The 16965-nt window shown below is 69.3% G+C and carries 16 protein-coding genes; 8 read left to right on the top strand and 8 right to left on the bottom strand.

Annotated features, from left to right (window positions below; all coding sequences use genetic code 11):
* Positions 1 to 38: 38 nt before the first annotated feature.
* From QM568_RS08035 to nadE, 4 genes are read right to left on the bottom strand one after another with little or no spacing between them, the layout of a single operon-like run.
* Positions 39 to 809 (bottom strand): GNAT family N-acetyltransferase, encoded by a 771-nt coding sequence (locus QM568_RS08035; RefSeq protein WP_415137600.1) that lies wholly within the window; start codon positions 807 to 809, stop codon positions 39 to 41.
* A complete protein-coding gene (locus QM568_RS08030) occupies positions 806 to 4270 on the bottom strand; it encodes a TM0106 family RecB-like putative nuclease (protein ID WP_415137598.1) in 3465 nt (1154 codons plus the stop codon). Before QM568_RS08030 ends, QM568_RS08035 begins: the two co-directional genes overlap by 4 nt.
* Before the next feature lie 53 nt (positions 4271 to 4323).
* On the bottom strand, positions 4324 to 5052 hold the full coding sequence (locus QM568_RS08025) for a hypothetical protein (RefSeq protein ID WP_415137596.1): 729 nt from the start codon (positions 5050 to 5052) through the stop codon (positions 4324 to 4326).
* Positions 5043 to 5861: an ammonia-dependent NAD(+) synthetase gene (gene nadE, locus QM568_RS08020; RefSeq protein ID WP_415137594.1), complete on the bottom strand. Its 819-nt coding sequence runs from the start codon at positions 5859 to 5861 to the stop codon at positions 5043 to 5045. Before nadE ends, QM568_RS08025 begins: the two co-directional genes overlap by 10 nt.
* A 96-nt stretch (positions 5862 to 5957) precedes the next feature.
* On the opposite strand from nadE, the gene QM568_RS08015 reads away from it, so the two are divergent.
* The gene (locus tag QM568_RS08015) at positions 5958 to 6515 is read left to right on the top strand and encodes a nucleoside phosphorylase (protein WP_415137592.1); all 558 of its coding nucleotides are present in this window, start codon (positions 5958 to 5960) and stop codon (positions 6513 to 6515) included.
* Positions 6516 to 6588: 73 nt separating this feature from the next.
* Here QM568_RS08015 and QM568_RS08010 read toward each other — a convergent pair whose 3' ends face one another.
* Both QM568_RS08010 and QM568_RS08005 read right to left on the bottom strand, forming a co-directional pair.
* Positions 6589 to 8001 carry a DUF2130 domain-containing protein gene (locus tag QM568_RS08010; RefSeq protein WP_415137590.1) on the bottom strand — a complete coding sequence of 471 codons (1413 nt, stop codon included), beginning with the start codon at positions 7999 to 8001 and terminating at the stop codon, positions 6589 to 6591.
* Between the two features lie 192 nt (positions 8002 to 8193).
* Positions 8194 to 8502, bottom strand: a complete 309-nt coding sequence (locus QM568_RS08005; protein ID WP_415137588.1) for a GNAT family N-acetyltransferase — start codon at positions 8500 to 8502, stop codon at positions 8194 to 8196.
* A gap of 328 nt (positions 8503 to 8830) precedes the next feature.
* Between QM568_RS08005 and QM568_RS08000 the strand changes: the two genes are divergently transcribed.
* From QM568_RS08000 to QM568_RS07970, 7 genes are all read left to right on the top strand, one after another.
* A complete protein-coding gene (locus QM568_RS08000) occupies positions 8831 to 9502 on the top strand; it encodes a winged helix-turn-helix domain-containing protein (protein ID WP_415137586.1) in 672 nt (223 codons plus the stop codon).
* Positions 9503 to 9546: 44 nt separating this feature from the next.
* The gene (locus QM568_RS07995) at positions 9547 to 10500 is read left to right on the top strand and encodes a DNA-3-methyladenine glycosylase family protein (protein ID WP_415137584.1); all 954 of its coding nucleotides are present in this window, start codon (positions 9547 to 9549) and stop codon (positions 10498 to 10500) included.
* An 18-nt stretch (positions 10501 to 10518) separates the two neighbouring features.
* On the top strand, positions 10519 to 10725 hold the full coding sequence (locus tag QM568_RS07990) for a hypothetical protein (RefSeq protein ID WP_415137582.1): 207 nt from the start codon (positions 10519 to 10521) through the stop codon (positions 10723 to 10725).
* A 36-nt stretch (positions 10726 to 10761) separates the two neighbouring features.
* A complete protein-coding gene (locus tag QM568_RS07985) occupies positions 10762 to 11511 on the top strand; it encodes a siderophore-interacting protein (RefSeq protein WP_415137580.1) in 750 nt (249 codons plus the stop codon).
* Positions 11512 to 11870: 359 nt separating this feature from the next.
* The gene (locus QM568_RS07980) at positions 11871 to 13040 is read left to right on the top strand and encodes an RtcB family protein (protein WP_415137578.1); all 1170 of its coding nucleotides are present in this window, start codon (positions 11871 to 11873) and stop codon (positions 13038 to 13040) included.
* Between the two features lie 129 nt (positions 13041 to 13169).
* On the top strand, positions 13170 to 13562 hold the full coding sequence (locus QM568_RS07975; protein WP_415137576.1) for a VOC family protein: 393 nt from the start codon (positions 13170 to 13172) through the stop codon (positions 13560 to 13562).
* A gap of 121 nt (positions 13563 to 13683) precedes the next feature.
* Positions 13684 to 14106, top strand: coding sequence for a hypothetical protein (locus QM568_RS07970; protein ID WP_415137574.1), 423 nt, complete (start codon positions 13684 to 13686; stop codon positions 14104 to 14106).
* Here the strand turns inward: QM568_RS07970 and QM568_RS07965 are convergent, their stop codons facing one another.
* Together QM568_RS07965 and QM568_RS07960 are read right to left on the bottom strand one after the other, a co-directional pair.
* Entirely contained in the window at positions 14107 to 15546 is a 1440-nt protein-coding gene (locus QM568_RS07965) for an MFS transporter (protein WP_415137572.1), read from the bottom strand. It lies immediately after the preceding gene.
* 85 nt (positions 15547 to 15631) lie between these two features.
* Positions 15632 to 16960: a M20/M25/M40 family metallo-hydrolase gene (locus QM568_RS07960; RefSeq protein ID WP_415137570.1), complete on the bottom strand. Its 1329-nt coding sequence runs from the start codon at positions 16958 to 16960 to the stop codon at positions 15632 to 15634.
* Positions 16961 to 16965: the final 5 nt, after the last annotated feature.

The raw sequence follows: 16965 nt of genomic DNA, 5'->3' as shown, positions 1-16965 counted from the left end.
GCTCCGACGACTCCTCGGGAGCAGCGCCCAGCGAGGCGTCAGACGTGCAGGCGGTAGGCGCGCTCGTCGCCGTAGTGCGTGAACCCCGCCCGCGCGAGGATCGGCGCCGAGGTCGAGTGCCGCCCCTTCACCAGAGCGGTCTCGGCTCCCCGCTCGGCGCTCGCGCGGAGTCGTTCTGCGAGCACCGCGCGGTACGCGCCGCGTCCCCGGGCCCATTCGAGGGTGGCAGCGCCCCAGAGCCGGGTGAAGCCGTCGACGATCGTGCATCCGCCCGTACTCACCGCGATCCCGTCGATCCGGCTCAGCACCTGCAGCCCGCTGCCGGCATCGAGGCCACGGATGACCTCGTCGTGCTCCACGCGGAGTCCGTCATCGTCGAGAGGCTGCTGCTTCCACACCGGCACGTTGATGCGATCGACCTCGCGCACCTGGTCGAGGGTGCGCACGATCTCGGCGGTGACTCCTTCGGGCACCTCGATGCGCAGATCCTCGATGGCGAGGGCGAAGACGGCGACCGTGTCGACGTGCTCAGCGCCGCGCCGACGCAGCTTGTCCTCGAGGTCAGGGACATCGGACGCGCTCGTCCAGACCGTGAGCACGGATTCGCCCCAACGGCGTGTGCGCTCGATGGCGCGGTCGAGCACGGTGCCGGCATCCGCTCCGGACTCCACCTGCGAAGCCCGCACGCCGCCGCCGAAGCGGTGCGGATCGCGCACCAGCTGCAGATCGCCCTTCTCGTGCTCACTGTCGCGAGGAAACCACACCCAGGAGGCCGAGGCGCGGAGGATCTCTGCGGTCGAGTGCGTCATCCGCCCGCTCCGACCAGGTGCGCGAAGGCGCTGAGTCTTGCAACGCCCTCAGGGGTGTGCGGCAGATCATCGAGCAGCGCCGGCGAATGGATGAGGTACGCGGCGACCTGCGCGCGCGAGATCGCAACGTTCAACCGGTTCTGCAGCAGCAGGAACTCCGGGCCCCGCGGGGCGTCGCGCCCGCTGGATGCGGCCAAGGAGGTGATGGAGACGACCGCTTCCTTGCCTTGGAAGTTGTCGACGGTGCCGACCGGCACCTCGCCGAAGCCGGCATCCGCCAGGGCGGCGTGCACGAGCTGGCGCTGTGCGTTGTACGGGGTGACGACGATGATGTCTCGGGCCGATAGAGGGCGCGACGAGCCGTCGTCGTCGGTGAAGGCGCGCCCGATGATCTCCTCCACGATGCGCACGACCTCGGCGGCCTCCTCGGGCGACGCTGTCGCGTTGCCGCGATGGCGCAGCGGTACGACGTGCAGCCCCGGACCGACGCCGGCGAGCGCGCGCTTCGCCGCGGGCGGCGCCGAGGCGAGCTCGCCGGCGTAGGCGAGCTCCGACACGGGAGCGGCGACGAGCGGATGCATGCGCCACGACTGGGCGAGGAAGTACCCGTACTCCGGACGCACGACCTCGGCGCCGTCCATCACCCAGCCCAACGCCGAGGTGTCGACGGGTTCGGGATGCGCGCCCTGGCTCACCTGCGGAAGCTGCTGCGGGTCGCCGAGCAGCAGCAGTCGCTGCGCCGACGCTGCGACCGCGATCGTCGAGGCCAACGAGAACTGCCCGGCCTCGTCGATCACGAGCAGGTCGAGACCCGCGCGATCGACCCGCTGCGTATTGCTGAAATCCCACGCGGTGCCGCCGACGACGACGCCTCCGTCGGCATGCTCGCCGAGGAACGCCGCCATGCCGTTCTTCGGGATCGATGTGTATCCGGCATCGGCGTCCGCATCCTTCGGCGCCTTGCCCACCCGCGACGGGTCGACACCATCAGCGACGACGCGCTCGAGGAGCGTCTCGATGATGGCGTGCGACTGGGCGACGACTCCGATCTTGAACCCGTGCTCGTTCACGAGCCGGGCGATCACGCGCGAGCCGGTGTAGGTCTTGCCGGTGCCGGGCGGGCCCTGCACGGCGAGGTAGCTGCGGTCGAGGTCGAGCACGCCGCGGACGATCGCGTCGATCGTGTCGCCGTCGGCGGCGGGCAGCGGGTCCCCGGAAACGGTGCGCGGCGGGATGCGGCGGAGGATGTCCGTCGCAGGATCGCGGGGGAAGGCGGGGGCGGCGAGGTGCACGGCATCCGCCCACTCGTCGATCGCACCCTGCAGCGCGGCGGCCCTCGGGGGCGCGGCGGGTGTCAGCGCAAGCGGCAGCTCATTCCACGTCTCGCCGTTCACGGCGGTCTCGGTGATCGTGAAGACGTCGTCGGCGACATCGATGACCTTCACCGTGCGGGCCGCATGCACCGCCCGAGACGGCGCCTCGATGTCGAACGGAGCCGGGGTCGCGTAGAGGGCGAACGGCTCCGACCCCGCCCCCAGGGTCGTGCCCGGCGAGATCTCCCCGCGGATCTCGATGTCGCGAGACAGCACCCGGCGGCCCTCGGCGATGCTCCATTCACGTGTCACCGTCGACGAGAACCGGTCGACGCGCACGACATCGCGCGTGGTGTCCCACATTGTGACGGGCTCGCGCAAGCGTTCGAAGTGCGCGTTCCAGAAGCTCTTCGCTTCGCGGGGGAAGAAGTCGATCGCGGCCGCGGCGATGCGGTGCACGACGCCGTCGCCGCCGGCTTCGACGTCGCGCTCGGCGTCGGCGAGCAGCGCCACCGAGCGCGGCGAGGGCTCGTAGCCGGTCGGATCGGGCTGATCCGGCGGCGCCGGTCGCACGCCCTGCGCCCTGGCGATCTCGATGAGCCAGTTGCGCAGGCGTCTCGTCGACACGCAGTCATAGCGGTTGTAGTCGGCGAGGTCGGCGAAGACGGCGTCGGCCTCGGACTGCTCGCCCGCATCGGCGAGAGCGCGCGCCGCGACGTACTTGACGATCGAGTCGTCGCCCTTCTGCACGTCCTGGGTGCGGACCTCGTCGCCCATGTACAGCGGCTCGAGCTTCTTGATCGAGTACGACCGCGACCCCACCCGCACCGTGCGCAGCACGAGAGGGTAGAGATCCACGAACACGCCGTCGCGCAGCAGGCGGTCGACCTCGCCCTCGCGCACGCCGTGCCGCGTGGCCATCGCAGCCAGGTGCGAGGTCTCGTATGGCGCGTAGTGATAGATGTGCATGTCGGGATGCGCCGCGCGACGCGCTGCCACGAAATCGAGGAAATCCTCGAGCGCACGCCTCTCCGCGGCGAAGTCGTGCGCCCAGAGCGCCGTGTACTGATCGGCGTTGTCCACCCAGCCGAAGAGGTAGTCGATCCCCCACTGCGCATGCCCGTCGGATGCGGGCTCGGTGTACAGCGGATCGCCTTCGAAGTCGAAGAAGATGTCGCCGCGGCTCGGCACCGGGAGCGTGTGGATGGCCGATGCGTAGTGCACCTCGAACGTCGTCTCGCCCTCGGCATCGGCGCGCAGCTGCAGCCGCGCCTGCGCACGAAGGCTCTCGAAGGTTTCGGGATTCATGCCGGCGGGGGCATCGGATGCTGCGGCGAGATCGTCGATCGTCTCGATCCCCGCCGCGCGCAGGCGGTCCCGCTGCACGGGGCGCATCCGCGCGACCATGAGCAGGTCACGATGGGCGATGACCTGCTCCTCGCAGGTGACGCAGCGTCCGCAGGCCACCACACCGAGGCCGCCGCGGTCGTCGCCCCAGGCGAGCGGCGGCCCGGCCGCTCCCGCAGCGACGTCGCGATCGGCGATGAGCGCGCGCAGCCGGGCGCGACGGACGCGGAACAGCGGCAGCAGGTCGGAGACCCGATGCGTGCTGCGCGCGCCGTCACCGAGGATGAGGTCGACCTCGTCGGACCGGGGCACTCCGAGACGATCGAGCTGATCGACATATGCCGCGAGCTGCATGAGTGCGGTGACCTTGGCACGGCGAGCGAGTTTGGAGTCCTCCACCCGCCAGCGGCCGTCGTCGTCACGACGGATGAAGTCGGCGAAGCCGACGAACTCCTCGGTCGCGAACGCCGCCTGGAAGATCACCTGCACATCGGAGCCCAAGGCCTCGATCGTCTCATCGACGGCGGCGGCGAGGGCTGCGGCGTCGACGGAGGAGGCCTTGGCCAGCTGGTGCACCTGCCCCTCGCCGAGATCGTCGACGTAGCGCGCGAGAACCTTCTGCTCGTGCGCGTCGCCGAGGAGCGCAGCGCGCTTCAGCGTCGCATCTTCCGGCTCGGCGACGACGGGCACGCGACCGAGCTTGGCGTCGATGGCCCGGCACCAGGCGAACTCGCACTCGGCGGCGAGCTTCAGATCACTGGCGCTCCAGACCACGCGGTTCTCGGCTGCGATGACGCGCACGGTGCCCCTCTCCTTCGGTGTCCTCCGAGACTAGCCGCGGCATCCGACATAGCTCACCCGATCAGACCCGCCACATCCCTCACCAGCGCCGCGCGCTGCATCATCGTGTCGTGTCGCGGGTCGTCGAGCGCGAAGAGGATCACCCGTCCGTCGCCGATGCTCAGCGTCGCGAGCATGTCCCGGTGGCCGGCGACCCGCACTCTCACCGCCGGCGCCCAGACCGGCTCCGCAGCATCCGCCTTCCCCGCCGGCGTCACCAGCAGCGGATCCACCGCCGCACCGATCGGCAGCGACAGCCGGGCGTCGCCGGTGATCGCATCGGCGCGCACCACCTCGCGTCGCGCGGGTGCGCGGCGGGAGCCGCCTGCGGCGCGGAGCACCCAGGTCTCAGCGCGCACCGGCACGCCGTCGACGTCGAACCGCACCCGCCCCCTGGCCCCCACGACCCGCCATCCGCGCGGCAGCGCGAGCGCGATGTCGCGTTGATCGGCCGGCCCGTCCGGCTGCATCGTCGCTCCGGCGCAGCTACGTGCCCACCCGGAACGGGCAGCGGCGACACGGGCGTGGATGCGCTCTGCGCCGAACCCGGCTGTCAGGAGCAGACCGGCCACGATGCCGAGGACGACGACGAGACCGGCGACCGCGAACCGCCACGGTCCGCCGACGACGGCGACCGCGGCGCACACTGCGGCGATCGTGACGACGCCGACCACCGGCACGATTCCCTCCACCCACCACCAGGCGCGTCGGGACAGCCGGAAGGAGGGCTCGGTCAGCGCCACCAGGTGTCGCCCGGCGTCGCCGGCAGGTGGCGCTTGTGCTGCGTGGCGAGGTACTTCGCCTCGATCCGTCCTGCGACGTCGGGATCGACGTCCTTCCCCTCGAGGAAGTCGTCGATCTGCTCGTAGGTGAGGCCGAGCTCGTCCTCATCGGCGCGGCCAGGGGTGCCGTCGAGGAGATCGGCGGTTGGCACCTTGAGGTAGATGCGTTCAGGCGCTCCGAGCGTGCGCAGGAGCGCCCGGCCCTGCCTCTTCGAGAGGCCGGACAACGGCAGCAGGTCGGCCGCGCCGTCGCCGAACTTCGTGTAGAAACCCGTGACCGCCTCGGCGGCGTGGTCGGTGCCGATCACCAGCAGTCCGTCGTGCCCGGCGAGCGCGTACTGGGTCACCATGCGCACCCGCGCTTTGATGTTGCCGCGGTTGAAGTCGCTGATGTCGCTGGTGACGGCGAACTCGATGTCCTCCTCGACGCCGTCGACGCCGTTCTGGATGTTCACCTCGACCGAGGAATCAGCGGCGATGAAGTCGAGCGCCGCCTCGGCATCCGCAGCATCGTGCTGCACCCGGTACGGCAAGCGCACGGCGAGGAATTTCGCCTCACCGCCCTCGGCGCGCACCCGTTCGACCGCGAGCTGGGCGAGCCTGCCGGCGAGCGTGGAGTCCTGCCCGCCCGAGATGCCGAGCACGAATCCGCGCGCGCCGCTGGCGCGCAGATAATCGACGAGGAACTGCACTCGTCGCTCCACCTCGGATGCCGGATCGATCTCGGCCCGCACGCCGAGGTCTTCGGAGATCTGCTTCTGCAGGGACACGGCGGCTCCTCACTCGTTGTGGCTCCAGTATCCCCCGGACGTGTTACAAACCGATAACACGGGCTTCTGCCAGGTGCGCGATGCAAGGATGAGGCGGTGAAGCTTCTCGTCGCCGCGCTCGCCTCCGAGCTCTCCGCCTTTCCCGATGCGCTCCCCGGATTCGACCACCTCGTCACCGGCCCCGGAAAGCTCCAGGCGACGTACGCCCTCACCCGGGCGCTCGATGCGAACGACTACGACGAGATCGTCGTTGTCGGCACCGCCGGCGCGATCGACCCCGCGCTCGGCGACGGCGTGCACGAGGTCGGCAGTGCCTATCAGCACGATGTCACCGACCTCGACGGCGTCGCCGGCCAGCATGTGTCGCTGCCGCCGACCGTCGCGACCGGACGCGAGGGCGTGCTCATCGCGACGGGCGACCATTTCGTCGACGACGGAGAGGTCACCGCGAAGATCCGCCCGACCGGTGCCGCGCTCGTCGACATGGAGACGTACGCGTACATCTGGGTGGCAGGGCAGTTCGGCGTGCCGATCCGGGTCTTCCGCGCTGTGTCGGACAGCGCAGAGGACGGCGCGCTGACCGACTGGCGGGATGCCGTCGCCCGCTGCAGCGCGCAGCTGTGGGAGTCCGTCGCGGACGTGTACGGGGTCTGACCCGTCGATCCCCCTGGAACGTCGTCGCACCCGGCCCGGACTCCGAGGAATCCACGCGGTCGCCGTTCGAGAATCACCGGTCCCCCCGGTCGACGTCAGCAGTGTCGAGTTCAGCGAACTTGGCTGCCATCGTCGGGTTCTGACGGGTCAGCTTCTTGATCGTGACATCCTGCGCCTTGTCGTTGGCGAGACGCAGATTGTTGGCCGACTTGTGGAGGGCTTGCTTGACCTTCTCCAGGTCCTTGATCGCCTCGTCAATCCGCTTCACGGCTTCTTCGAAGCCCTCAGACGCCAACCTCCAGTTGCGTCCGAACGCCAGTTTGAACGCATCCAGCTCGTTCTCGAAGTTGGTGATGTCGATGTTCTGCGCTTTGACCAGATCGAGCTCGGTCTTGTATTCGAGTGCCTTCAGCGACGCGTTGCGCAGCACGGTGATCATCTGGATGAAGAACTGCGGCCGGATGACGTACATCTTCGGGTGACGGTGTGAGACGTCGACGATCCCGGTGTTGTACAGATCGCTGTCCGGCTCCAGCAACGACACGAGTACGGCGTACTCGCACCCCTTCTCGACACGATCCTTGTCGAGCTCTTTGAGGAAGTCTTCGTTCTTGTGCTTGGTCGCGGTCTGGTCGTTCTCGTTCTTCATCTCGAACATGATCGAGACGATCTCTGTGCCTGACTCGTCGACATCGCGGAAGATGTAGTCGCCCTTGCTTCCGCTGCGCGCGTCGTTGTCTTTCTCGAAGTACGCCCGAGGGAAAGCCGTGGAACGGATCTTGTTGAACTCGATCTCACAATGCTGTTCGAGGGTCTCCCCCACCATCTTCGTGGAGAGCTTCGCTTTGAGATCGCGCAGCCGCTCGATCTGCTCCTCACGGTCCTTGAGCTGCGTCTCGTACTTGTCTTTGAGGGATGCCTGCTCGAGCTTCCTTTCGAGCTCGGTCTTCTCCAGGCCGCTCTTCAGCTCGTCGCGCTCCTTCTCGATCGCAGCCAGAGCCTCCGTGAGCTCCAGCTTCTTCGCCACCTCGGAGGCATCGAGCTTCGCCTTCAACTCCTGGATCACGGCATCCTTGGCCGCTGTGTCCTTCTGAAGCTGCGCGACGAGTCTGGCCTCAGCAAGTTCCACCGCCGCAGCCTTGTCAGCGTTCGACTTCTCGAGGTCGTTCGCCAGAGCATCGCGTTCCTTCTCCATCGCGGCGAGCGCCTCGGTGATCGCCAGCTTCTGCTCGATCTCACGCGCGTCGAGCTTCGCCTTCAGGTCTTGGATCTCGGCGTCCCTCGCTGCGGCCGCTTTCTGAAGTTCGCCCAGCGCCTTCGCCTCGGCGAGTTCGAGCGCCTTCTTCTTGTCATGCTCGGCGAGTTCCAGACGTTCATGAAGAAGCTTTTCGAACTCGCTGTCGCGAACCTGGCTGGCGATGTCTGCATAGCCGGCCTCGTCGATGGTGAAGGTCGTCCCGCAGTGCGGGCATTTGATGTCATGCATGGCGCGTCTGCTCCTCCTCTCGCCTCACGCCGACGTGTCGCTTGGCAACGCGTCGGCTCGGCCAGCACGCGTCGCGATTCGAGGCGGGCGGGTCGATGGCCACACACTAGCCGAGGGATCGGACATCGGATGCCGGGCACCCGTGCGCTCGTTCAGAACCCGCTTCCGTAACAGAGTGTCACACAAGCCCGATCATCGTGTACGCAGCAGACCCGCGTGCTCGGGGTGCGCCGCGAACCAGTCGGCGACGTACCAGCACACGGGGTCGACGCGCCGGTCGCCCCGTTCCTCGAGGTCGGCGACAGCGCCTTCCACAACCTTCGCGGCGTACCCTTTTCCGCGGAAAGTCGGGACTGTGAAGGCCCTGACGAGGGCGATCGTGCGGCCGTCGTCGCGGTAGTCGAGCACGCTCACGAGCTGCCCGTCGTGGACCAGCGTGTAGCGCGACGCATCCTTCTCATCGGTGAAGGTGAAGCCCTTTATCGCACTCTCGACAGCCATGGGATCCACGTTACGCCGCAGCCGTGAGGCGGGGGTCGCTTTGACACGCGCCGACTTCTTCAGACATAATCCCCCCATGACCACCAACGCACGCCCTTTGTCCGCCCAGGAGGCGAACGGGACTGCCGGGATGATGATGCCCGGCCGCGTTGGCATGTGTTGCCGAATGTGTCGCTGAACGAACAGCCACCCCGCCAGACCTGACCGCTCGCCATCTGCGAGGGCAGCGTCTCCGAGCATCAACCCTTGCTCGATTCTCCGGCTCCGCCCGGTCATTCATGCAACGCATCAGAGCCGAACCGGCTCACGTCCCCGAGGACTCATCATCATGTCGAACACCTCCCTTCTCGAGCGTCCCGCCGTCGCCGCCGCACCCCTCGCCGCCGACCTTCCCGCCGTCCGTTCGCCCCGTGGCTTCGCGCTGTACGTGGGCCTCGACGAGATCAAGGCCGCCGAAGCCGGCGTAAGCCTCCCGCTGCTCGTCGACGCCCTGCGCCGCACCCTCGCCGAGCTCGCCCCCGGCGCAGAGACCCACGCCACCGTCGCCCTCGCCCCGCACGGCTCTGGTGGCCGCGACCTCGATGTCGTCCGCCTCGCTCTGCAGGAGCCCGGAGCGATCGCCCGCACGAAGGCCGCCGCCGAGGAGGAGGCCACCGACGAGGAGGGCGGCGTCGTCGTCGACATCTCCCGCAAGCGCGTGCTGATCGACGGCGAGAACTCCGCCTTCACGTACAAGGAGTTCGAACTGCTGCAGTACCTCGTGCTGCGCGAGGGACGCACCATCGAGCGCAGCGAGCTCGTCTCCGCGCTCTGGCAGGCCCACGACGACGAGACCCCCGGCGAGCGCACCATCGACGTGCATGTGCGGCGGCTGCGCGCCAAGCTCGGGCGGTACGAGGACATCGTGCGCACCGTGCGCGGCATCGGCTACCGCTTCGACCGCCACGCCGACGTCGTGATCCGCTACGGCCACGGAACCCCCTCGCCCGACCGGTTCTGATCCGGCACGGCGCCGATGTCGGCGCCGCCGCGTAGGGTGAGCGCATGACACTCACGACGGATGCGCGATCGGATGCCGCGGCATCCGCTCATCCGCTCGAGACCGTCTACCGGCCCGCCCGACCGGTCGATCTGCTCGGCACGGTGGGGATCCTCCGTCGAGGGCCCAACGATCCGACGACCGTGCACGACGGCGGCGTGATCTGGCGGGCTGTGCGCACACCGTGCGGCATCGCCACGATGGCCCTGCGTGCGTCGGCCGATGGCGTCAGGGCGAGCGCATGGGGCCCCGGCGCGGCGGCGGCCCTCGACACCGTGCCCGATCTGTGCGGCGCCCGCGACGACGACGAGGGCTTCGATGCGGCACGGCATCCGCTGATCGCCGACGCCGCCCGCCGCAATCCCGGGCTGCGTCTGGCCAGAACGAACCGGGTCTTCGACGCGCTCGCCGGCGCGATCATCGAGCAGAAGGTCACCGGCCTGCAGGCGTTCGGCGCCTGGCGCCACCTGGTCTCGCGATTCGGCGAGCGCGCCCCCGGCCCCACGCCCCGGCCGATGCACGCGGCCCCTGACGCCGCCGTCTGGCGGCGCATCCCGTCCTGGGTCTGGCACCGGGCCGGCGTCGAGCCCTCGCAGTCGAAGACCGTCGCCCGTGCGGCCGAGCGCGGCGAGAGCATCGAGCGCGCGCTGACCGCCGCCGCCCCCGCCGCTCGCGACCGGGTGCTGACGAGCATTCCCGGCATCGGAGCGTGGACCTCGGCCGAGACGCGCATCCGGGCACTCGGCGACCCCGACGCCGTGAGCATCGGGGACTACCACCTCTCCCATGAGGTCGGCTTCGCGCTCACGGGCAGCCGCACCGACGACGACGGGATGCTGGAACTGCTCGAGCCGTGGGCGGGGCAGCGCCAGCGTGTGATCCGGCTCATCTTCGCCAGCGGCGTGCGCGAGCCTCGTCGAGGCCCGCGGCTCGCCCCCGAGGACCACCGTCTCAGGTGAGCCCGTAGGCTGAGGATCATGAACTCCGCTCCGCGTCTCGGCATCCGTCTGGCCGTCTCCGCCGGGCTGCTCGTCCTCGGCGTCATCATCGGGCTGATCTTCGAGAACGTCTGGCTCGGCGTGCTGCTCGCGGCGATCGTGTGGTTCGGGTGGTTCCTCGGCTTCGAGTCCCGCCGCGGGCACCACGAAGGCGTGAACGACGAGGACAACGGCATCGAGGTCTGAGCCGCCCCATAGCCGGCTTAGGCTAACCTCACTCGTGTGAGCTTCTCGATCGAACGTCGCAGCCTCGAGCTGCGCTTGCGCACCGTCGCCCTGACCGCCCGCGAATGGCTCGCCCCCGATTTCGTGCGGACGCGCCTGAGCGGCGAGGATCTGGCACGCTTCGACTCGCTGGGCTCCGACGACCACATCCGCCTGTTCTTCCCGGCCGGCCCCGTGGATTCCGTCGAGGATCTGCGCGCCGCGCCGAGCCGCGAATACACACCGCTCGCCTGGGGAGAGGACTGGCTCGACGTGGAGTTCGCCGTGCACGGCGACGAGGGCGTGGCGGCGCGCTGGGCCGCCGACGCTCCCCTGGGCTCGTCGATCGGCGTCGGGGGCCCTCGTGGCTCGGCCGTGCTCGAAGGGACGCCCGGCTCCTGGCTGCTCGTCGGCGACGAGACGGCCATCCCCGCCATCCGCCGCTTCTCCGCGCTGATCCCCGCAGGTGCGACGGCGCGCATCGTCATCGAGACCGTGAGCGCCGGCCGCGAGGTCGAGATCGACGCTCCCGTCGAGGTGGAATGGCTGCACCGTGGCGACGCCCCCGCCGGTTCCGCGCTGATCGCCTTCGTCGACGCCCTGACGGAAGCGGATGCCGGCGCCGACCCGTTCGTGTTCATCGCCGCGGAGCAGTCGATCGTGAAGCCCGGTCGCGCGCTGCTCGAGCGCTGGGGCATCGACCCCGGCCGAGCGATCGTGAAGGGGTACTGGAAGCGCGGCCAGGCCGAATATCACGCCCCGCACTGAGCACGAGAGCGCCGAAGCGCGTCGGGCTGACGGGCGCGGATTCGAAGGCGGCGCGCGACGCGCCGGTCGGAGGAGCGGATGCCGCGGGAGTCTTGACAGGGCGATCCGCCGTCCCCTATCGTTGCAAGGCTGTGCCGACCGGCGCAGCATCCAGCCGAGGAGACGACGGAATGACCGCCATGCGCGTGCTTCCCCCGGTCCTTGCCTTCGACCAGAAGCGCAATGACCGCTACGAGTCGTACCCTCCGGCGCGCGCCGTGTGACAGCATCCGCTGCCCTCTGCCCCGCACCGTCAGGTCCGGGGCCTTTTTTCATGAGTCCCGACCTGTGGCTGACACCCCACATGAAGGAAAGGAACCATGGAGAGGCTCTCCGCACGGCTGCTGTCGTGGGCTTCCCTGATCGACGAGAAGACCCTCGAGCAGGCGAAGACCACGGCGCGCATGCCGTTCATCCACCCGCACCTGGCGCTCATGCCGGATGCGCATCTCGGCAAGGGGGCGACCGTCGGATCGGTCATCCCCACGCTGGGCGCGATCATCCCGGCCGCCGTCGGGGTCGACATCGGCTGCGGCATGATCGCCGTCCGCACGCAGTTCACGAGGGATGCGCTCGAAGGACGCGATCTCGCACCTCTCCGGGAGGCCATCGAGCGCGCCGTCCCGCTGTCGGCCGGGCACCAGAACCGCAAGGTCGTGGCCACCGCCGAGCCGCGGATCGCCGAGCTCGAGGCTCTCGCAGACAAGGCCGGGTTCGACCCCGCGCAGTACGCCGGGAACTGGCGGCTGCAGTTGGGCTCGCTCGGCTCGGGGAACCACTTCATCGAGGTCTCGACCGACGAGCTCGGGCGGATCTGGCTGTTCCTGCACTCCGGCTCGCGGGGCGTGGGCAACAAGATCGCGATGCACCACATCGCGGTCGCACAGCGGCTCGCGAAGCAGTTCTGGATCGACCTCCCCGACCCCGACCTGGCGTACCTGGTCGAGGGCACGCCGGAGTTCATGCGGTACATCCGGGAACTGCGGTGGGCGCAGCACTTCGCGCTGCTGAACCGGGAGGAGATGATGGACCGCGTCGTGCGGCAGGTGTCGGACTTCCTCGGAAGGCCGGTCGATGAGCAGGAGCGCATCAACTGCCACCACAACTTCACCGAGTCGGAGAAGCACTTCGGCAAGCAGGTCTGGGTGTCGCGAAAGGGCGCGATCCAGGCGGATGCCGGACGGCCTGGGCTCATCCCCGGGTCGATGGGCACGGCGTCATACGTGGTCGAGGGACTCGGCGACCCGCTGTCGCTGAACTCCTCACCCCACGGCGCAGGGCGCGAGTACTCGCGGTCGGCCGCACGGCGGACGTTCACGCATGAGCAGCTGCGGGAGGCGATGGCCGGGATCGAGTTCCGCGACACCGACGCCTTCATCGACGAGATCCCGCAGGCGTACAAGCCGATCGATCAGGTCATGGCGGATGCCAGCGGCCTCGTGTCGATCCGGCACACACTGCGCCAGTTGGTGAACGTGAAGGGGGACTGAGCCCCCTGGCTCGGGAAAACCCGGATCATCGGATGCCGGTGCGGCGTGTCGCAGGCCGACACGCCGCACCGCGGGCGGATGGTCCGGGTTCTCCCCGCGGATGTCAGAGGCATGGGCCACCATGGACACATGGCGACTTTCGATCACATCGGCATCAGCGTGGAATCGGTGCCCGCGGCATCCGCGCAGTTCAATCCCGTCTTCGAGGCGCTCGGCTACGTCCGCGCCCACGACGCCGAAGACCACGCGTACTGGCGCAAGGCCGACGAGCCAGAGGTGCTGCTGTACCCCGCGCGCGAGGAGGGGGCGCACCGGCACGGCCGTGTCGGCTGGCAGCACCTCGCCTATGCGGTCGACTCGCGCGACGAGGTGGACCGGCTGCACGACATCGCGATCGCGGCCGGCTGGACCGAAGTGCGTGCACCGAAGGAGTACCCGCGATTCAGCCAGCACTACTACGCCTCGTTCGTCGAGGACGACAACGGCATCCGTCTCGAGTTCATGCACAACCCGCGCGACTGAATATCCCTGCACGGTCTGCATCTCGTACCGGGTTCTCCACAGTTCGTGGATCCGGCCTCGTCCGGTCATCGCGCTCCTGGCAGACTCGTCCTGTCGGTGCGACACTGGGGAGGTGGGATTCATGAACGACGCGCAGATCTGGACCATGATCGGGGCCTTCACCGCCTTGATGTTCGGGATGCTGACCGTGGTGTCCACGCTCTTCATCCGCGTCGTCCGTGCCGAGGTGGGCGGCCTGAGAAACGAGATGAACGCGCAGTTCAGCGGCTTCCGCGGCGAGGTCAATGGCCAGATCGGCGGGCTCCGCGGAGAAGTCGGCAGCCAGATCGAAGGACTCCGCGGAGAAGTCGGCAGCCAGATCGAAGGACTCCGCGGAGAAGTCGGCAGCCAGATCGAAGGACTCCGCGCTGAGTTGAACGGCCAGATGGGCGGATTGCGCAACGAGATGAACGCCCGGTTCGACGCAGTGAACACACGGATCGATGGTCTCGATCGCGACGTCCAGGCGATCGTCAAACGTACTTTCGGTCTCGACCGCGACTGATCAGACGGTCACGGCCTCGCGGTCCGTGAAGGCCTCCTTCGGCACGAACAGGAGCAGCACGGCCGCCGCGAGCGCGGTGACCCCGCAGACGATCCAGACGGTGACATAGCCGGCGAAGGAGCCGGCGGTGCCCTCGGCCGCGGCCCCGGTGACGCCGTGCAGCAGCGCGATGCCGAAGACGCACGAGGCGATCGCACCGCCGACGGTTTTCACCGAGTTGGTGAGCCCGGTGGCCACGCCGGTCTGGGTGGCCGGGGCCGCGGACGCCGCGGCGGCGGGCAGCGCCGCGACCAGCGCCCCGGATCCGACACCGACGACGACCATGTTGACGACGACCTGCACGTACGAGTCGTGGAACGGCAGGAACAGCAGGAAGCCGGCGCCCACGAGCAGCGAGGCGCACAGCAGCGTGACCCGCGGGGACCAGCGACGAGCGACGACGGGGAACAGGAGAGCTCCCGCGATCATCGCGATCAGGTAGATGCCGATGATGAGCGAGGTGGCAAAGCCCGTCGTGCCGAGGCCATACCCGAACACGGTCGGGTCGGTGCGGGCGAAGGTCGACAGCGGCGCCTGTGCGCCCAGCACGCTGACCCCGAACAGTCCGGCCGTGAGGAAGACCGGCCCGAGAGCCGGCGAGCGGAACATGCGCACGTCGATCACCGGATCGGGATGGCGCAGCTCCCACAGCGCGAACGGGACCACGAGCAGGATGCCGAGCACCACGACGGTCCAGGACCACGGGTTCTCCAGCCCTCCCTCGAGACGCAGCAGCGCCAGGCCACCGGTGAAGCAGAGCAGAGCGATCGAGATCAGCGCGACCCCGACCGTGTCGAACACCCCGCCGGTCGGCTCCGGCGACTCCTGCACGCCGAGCAGCACAACGAAGAAGCAGACCACGACGAGGATCGCCGGCACGAGCAGCACCACCGTGAGCGGCAGCACGTCGACCAGCGCTCCGCCGACGAGGGCTCCGAGGATGGCGCCGCCCTCCAGCGCGGCGACGAGAATGCCCGCGGCCTTCGCGGTGATCGTCGAGCGCCCCTGGATCCGCCGCGAGCGCGACCAGACCAGCGCGATCTCCAGCGGCAGCCACACGACGTAGAAGCCCATCAGCGCCCAGGCGACGAGGAACACCACGAAGGAGTCGGTGAACGGCAGCGCCAGCGCGGCCGCCGCCGTCAGTGCGATCGAGACCAACAGCATCCGCTTGTGGCCGACCATGTCGCCGAGCTTCGCGAACGCCGGCACGACGAGGGCGGACAGCATGAGCTGGGCGCCCTCGAGCCAGTTCACGTCGGCGTCGTGGATGCCGAGGTGCCGTGCGACATCGCTGAGCATGGGCGTGTAGTAGCCCTGCAGCACGCCGCTGGTGAACTCGACGAAGGCGAGGAATCCGACGACGGTCGCGAGCGTGCCGAGGGTGCGGGTGCGCGTCATCGCAGTTCCTGTTCCAGGTAGGTCTTCGCCGCCGGATCCGGCTGCGCAGCGATCAGCGGAGAGACGAGTCGAAGGGCGGCTGAGTTCACCCTAGCCGTTCGAGGAGCGCGCGGTGGAAGCGCTCTCCCCGCTCCAGGGCGGCGATCTCGACGTTCTCGTCGACCCCGTGGATCGATGCGCGCTGCGCGTTCGACATGTCCAGCGGCGCGAACCTGTAGACGGCCGGGGCGAACCGGTGGAAATGACGGGAGTCGGTCGCCGCCATCATCACGTAGGGCACGGGCGCGACGCCAGGGTGCGACACGGCCAGCGCCTCGGCGAGCAGCGCGAACTGCTCGTTGTCGGTCGGCGACTCCGCAGACGGCTCGCTCGCCTCCACCACGGTCACCGTCACGAGCGGATCGGCGATCCGGCGGCGCACGCGCAGCACGGTCTGCTGGGTGGTCTCGCCCAGGGCGATGCGCAGGTTGACGGTCGCTGACGCCGAGGACGGCAGCACGTTCGCCGCGGTCCCGCCCGACTGCATGGTGGGCGCCACCGTCGTCCGCACGAGCGCGGCCGGTTCGCCGCCGAGGGCCGCGAACACCCAGCCGGTGAGCGGGGGCGCGGCTCCCAGCAGGCGCAGCAGGAGACGTGCGGGGCCGGGGGTCTGCGCCGCGAGCTGCGACAGCATCCGTCCGACGGCCTTCGACGGCCGCGGCCGGAACGTCCGAGGCCCGAGCCGGTCGACGGCCCTCGCGATCCGCCGCACCGCCGTCAGCGCGGGCGGTGCGGAGGCATGGCCGCCGTAGCCCCGAGCCGTCAGCCGCAGGGTCATCACGCCCTTCTCCCCCACTCCGATCATCGCCGCTCGCCCCGGAACGAACGGCAGAGGCGCGTCAACCACGGCCCCGCCCTCGTCGACGACCAGCCACGGGACGATGCCGCGTTCGCGGAAGACGCGCGCGATCTCCTGCGCAGCGCCTCCGTAGGTCTCCTCGTTGCCCCCGAAGCTCAGATAGACGTCGCGCGCGGGCACGAAGCCGTCGGCGAGCAGGTTCTCCACCGCCTCGAGCACGACGATGAGCGGGCCCTTGTCGTCGAGCGCGCCGCGACCGTGCACGAGACCGTCGGCGATGACGCCGGCGAACGGCGGGTGCGTCCAGTCGTCGTCCTCGTCGACCGGGACCACGTCGTAGTGCGCCATGAGCACAAGGGGGTCGCCGGACCCCGCCCCAGCCCAGCGGAACAGCAGCCCGAAGTCGGTGTGCCGCTCCAGTGCCAGCGCCTCGTGCACGAGCGGGTACTGCTCGGCGATCAGCGCGACGAACGCCTCGAACGGCCGGGCGCCGCGCTCCTCGAGCTCGGCGGACACCGTCGGCAACTGGATCATCTGCGAGAGCCGCTCAGCGATCCCGGGACGTGGTGCGTTCACGCCCG

It is taken from the genome of Microbacterium sp., assembly GCF_047607465.1.
Lineage (GTDB): Bacteria > Actinomycetota > Actinomycetes > Actinomycetales > Microbacteriaceae > Microbacterium.
Note: the sequence above shows the minus strand (reverse complement) of the source record. Positions and strands in the feature narration are given on the sequence as shown.

Excerpts from the sequence above, each read along its gene's own strand:
- QM568_RS07965 (WP_415137572.1), bottom strand. The coding sequence starts at position 15,546 with ATGACGCGCACCCGCACCCTCGGCACGCTCGCGACCGTCGTCGGATTC.
- QM568_RS08010 (WP_415137590.1), bottom strand. The coding sequence starts at position 8,001 with ATGCATGACATCAAATGCCCGCACTGCGGGACGACCTTCACCATCGAC.
- QM568_RS07975 (WP_415137576.1), top strand. The coding sequence starts at position 13,170 with ATGGCGACTTTCGATCACATCGGCATCAGCGTGGAATCGGTGCCCGCG.
- QM568_RS07995 (WP_415137584.1), top strand. The coding sequence starts at position 9,547 with ATGACACTCACGACGGATGCGCGATCGGATGCCGCGGCATCCGCTCAT.
- QM568_RS07990 (WP_415137582.1), top strand. The coding sequence starts at position 10,519 with ATGAACTCCGCTCCGCGTCTCGGCATCCGTCTGGCCGTCTCCGCCGGG.
- QM568_RS08000 (WP_415137586.1), top strand. The coding sequence starts at position 8,831 with ATGTCGAACACCTCCCTTCTCGAGCGTCCCGCCGTCGCCGCCGCACCC.
- QM568_RS08005 (WP_415137588.1), bottom strand. The coding sequence starts at position 8,502 with ATGGCTGTCGAGAGTGCGATAAAGGGCTTCACCTTCACCGATGAGAAG.
- QM568_RS07980 (WP_415137578.1), top strand. The coding sequence starts at position 11,871 with ATGGAGAGGCTCTCCGCACGGCTGCTGTCGTGGGCTTCCCTGATCGAC.
- QM568_RS07970 (WP_415137574.1), top strand. The coding sequence starts at position 13,684 with ATGAACGACGCGCAGATCTGGACCATGATCGGGGCCTTCACCGCCTTG.
- QM568_RS08035 (WP_415137600.1), bottom strand. The coding sequence starts at position 809 with ATGACGCACTCGACCGCAGAGATCCTCCGCGCCTCGGCCTCCTGGGTG.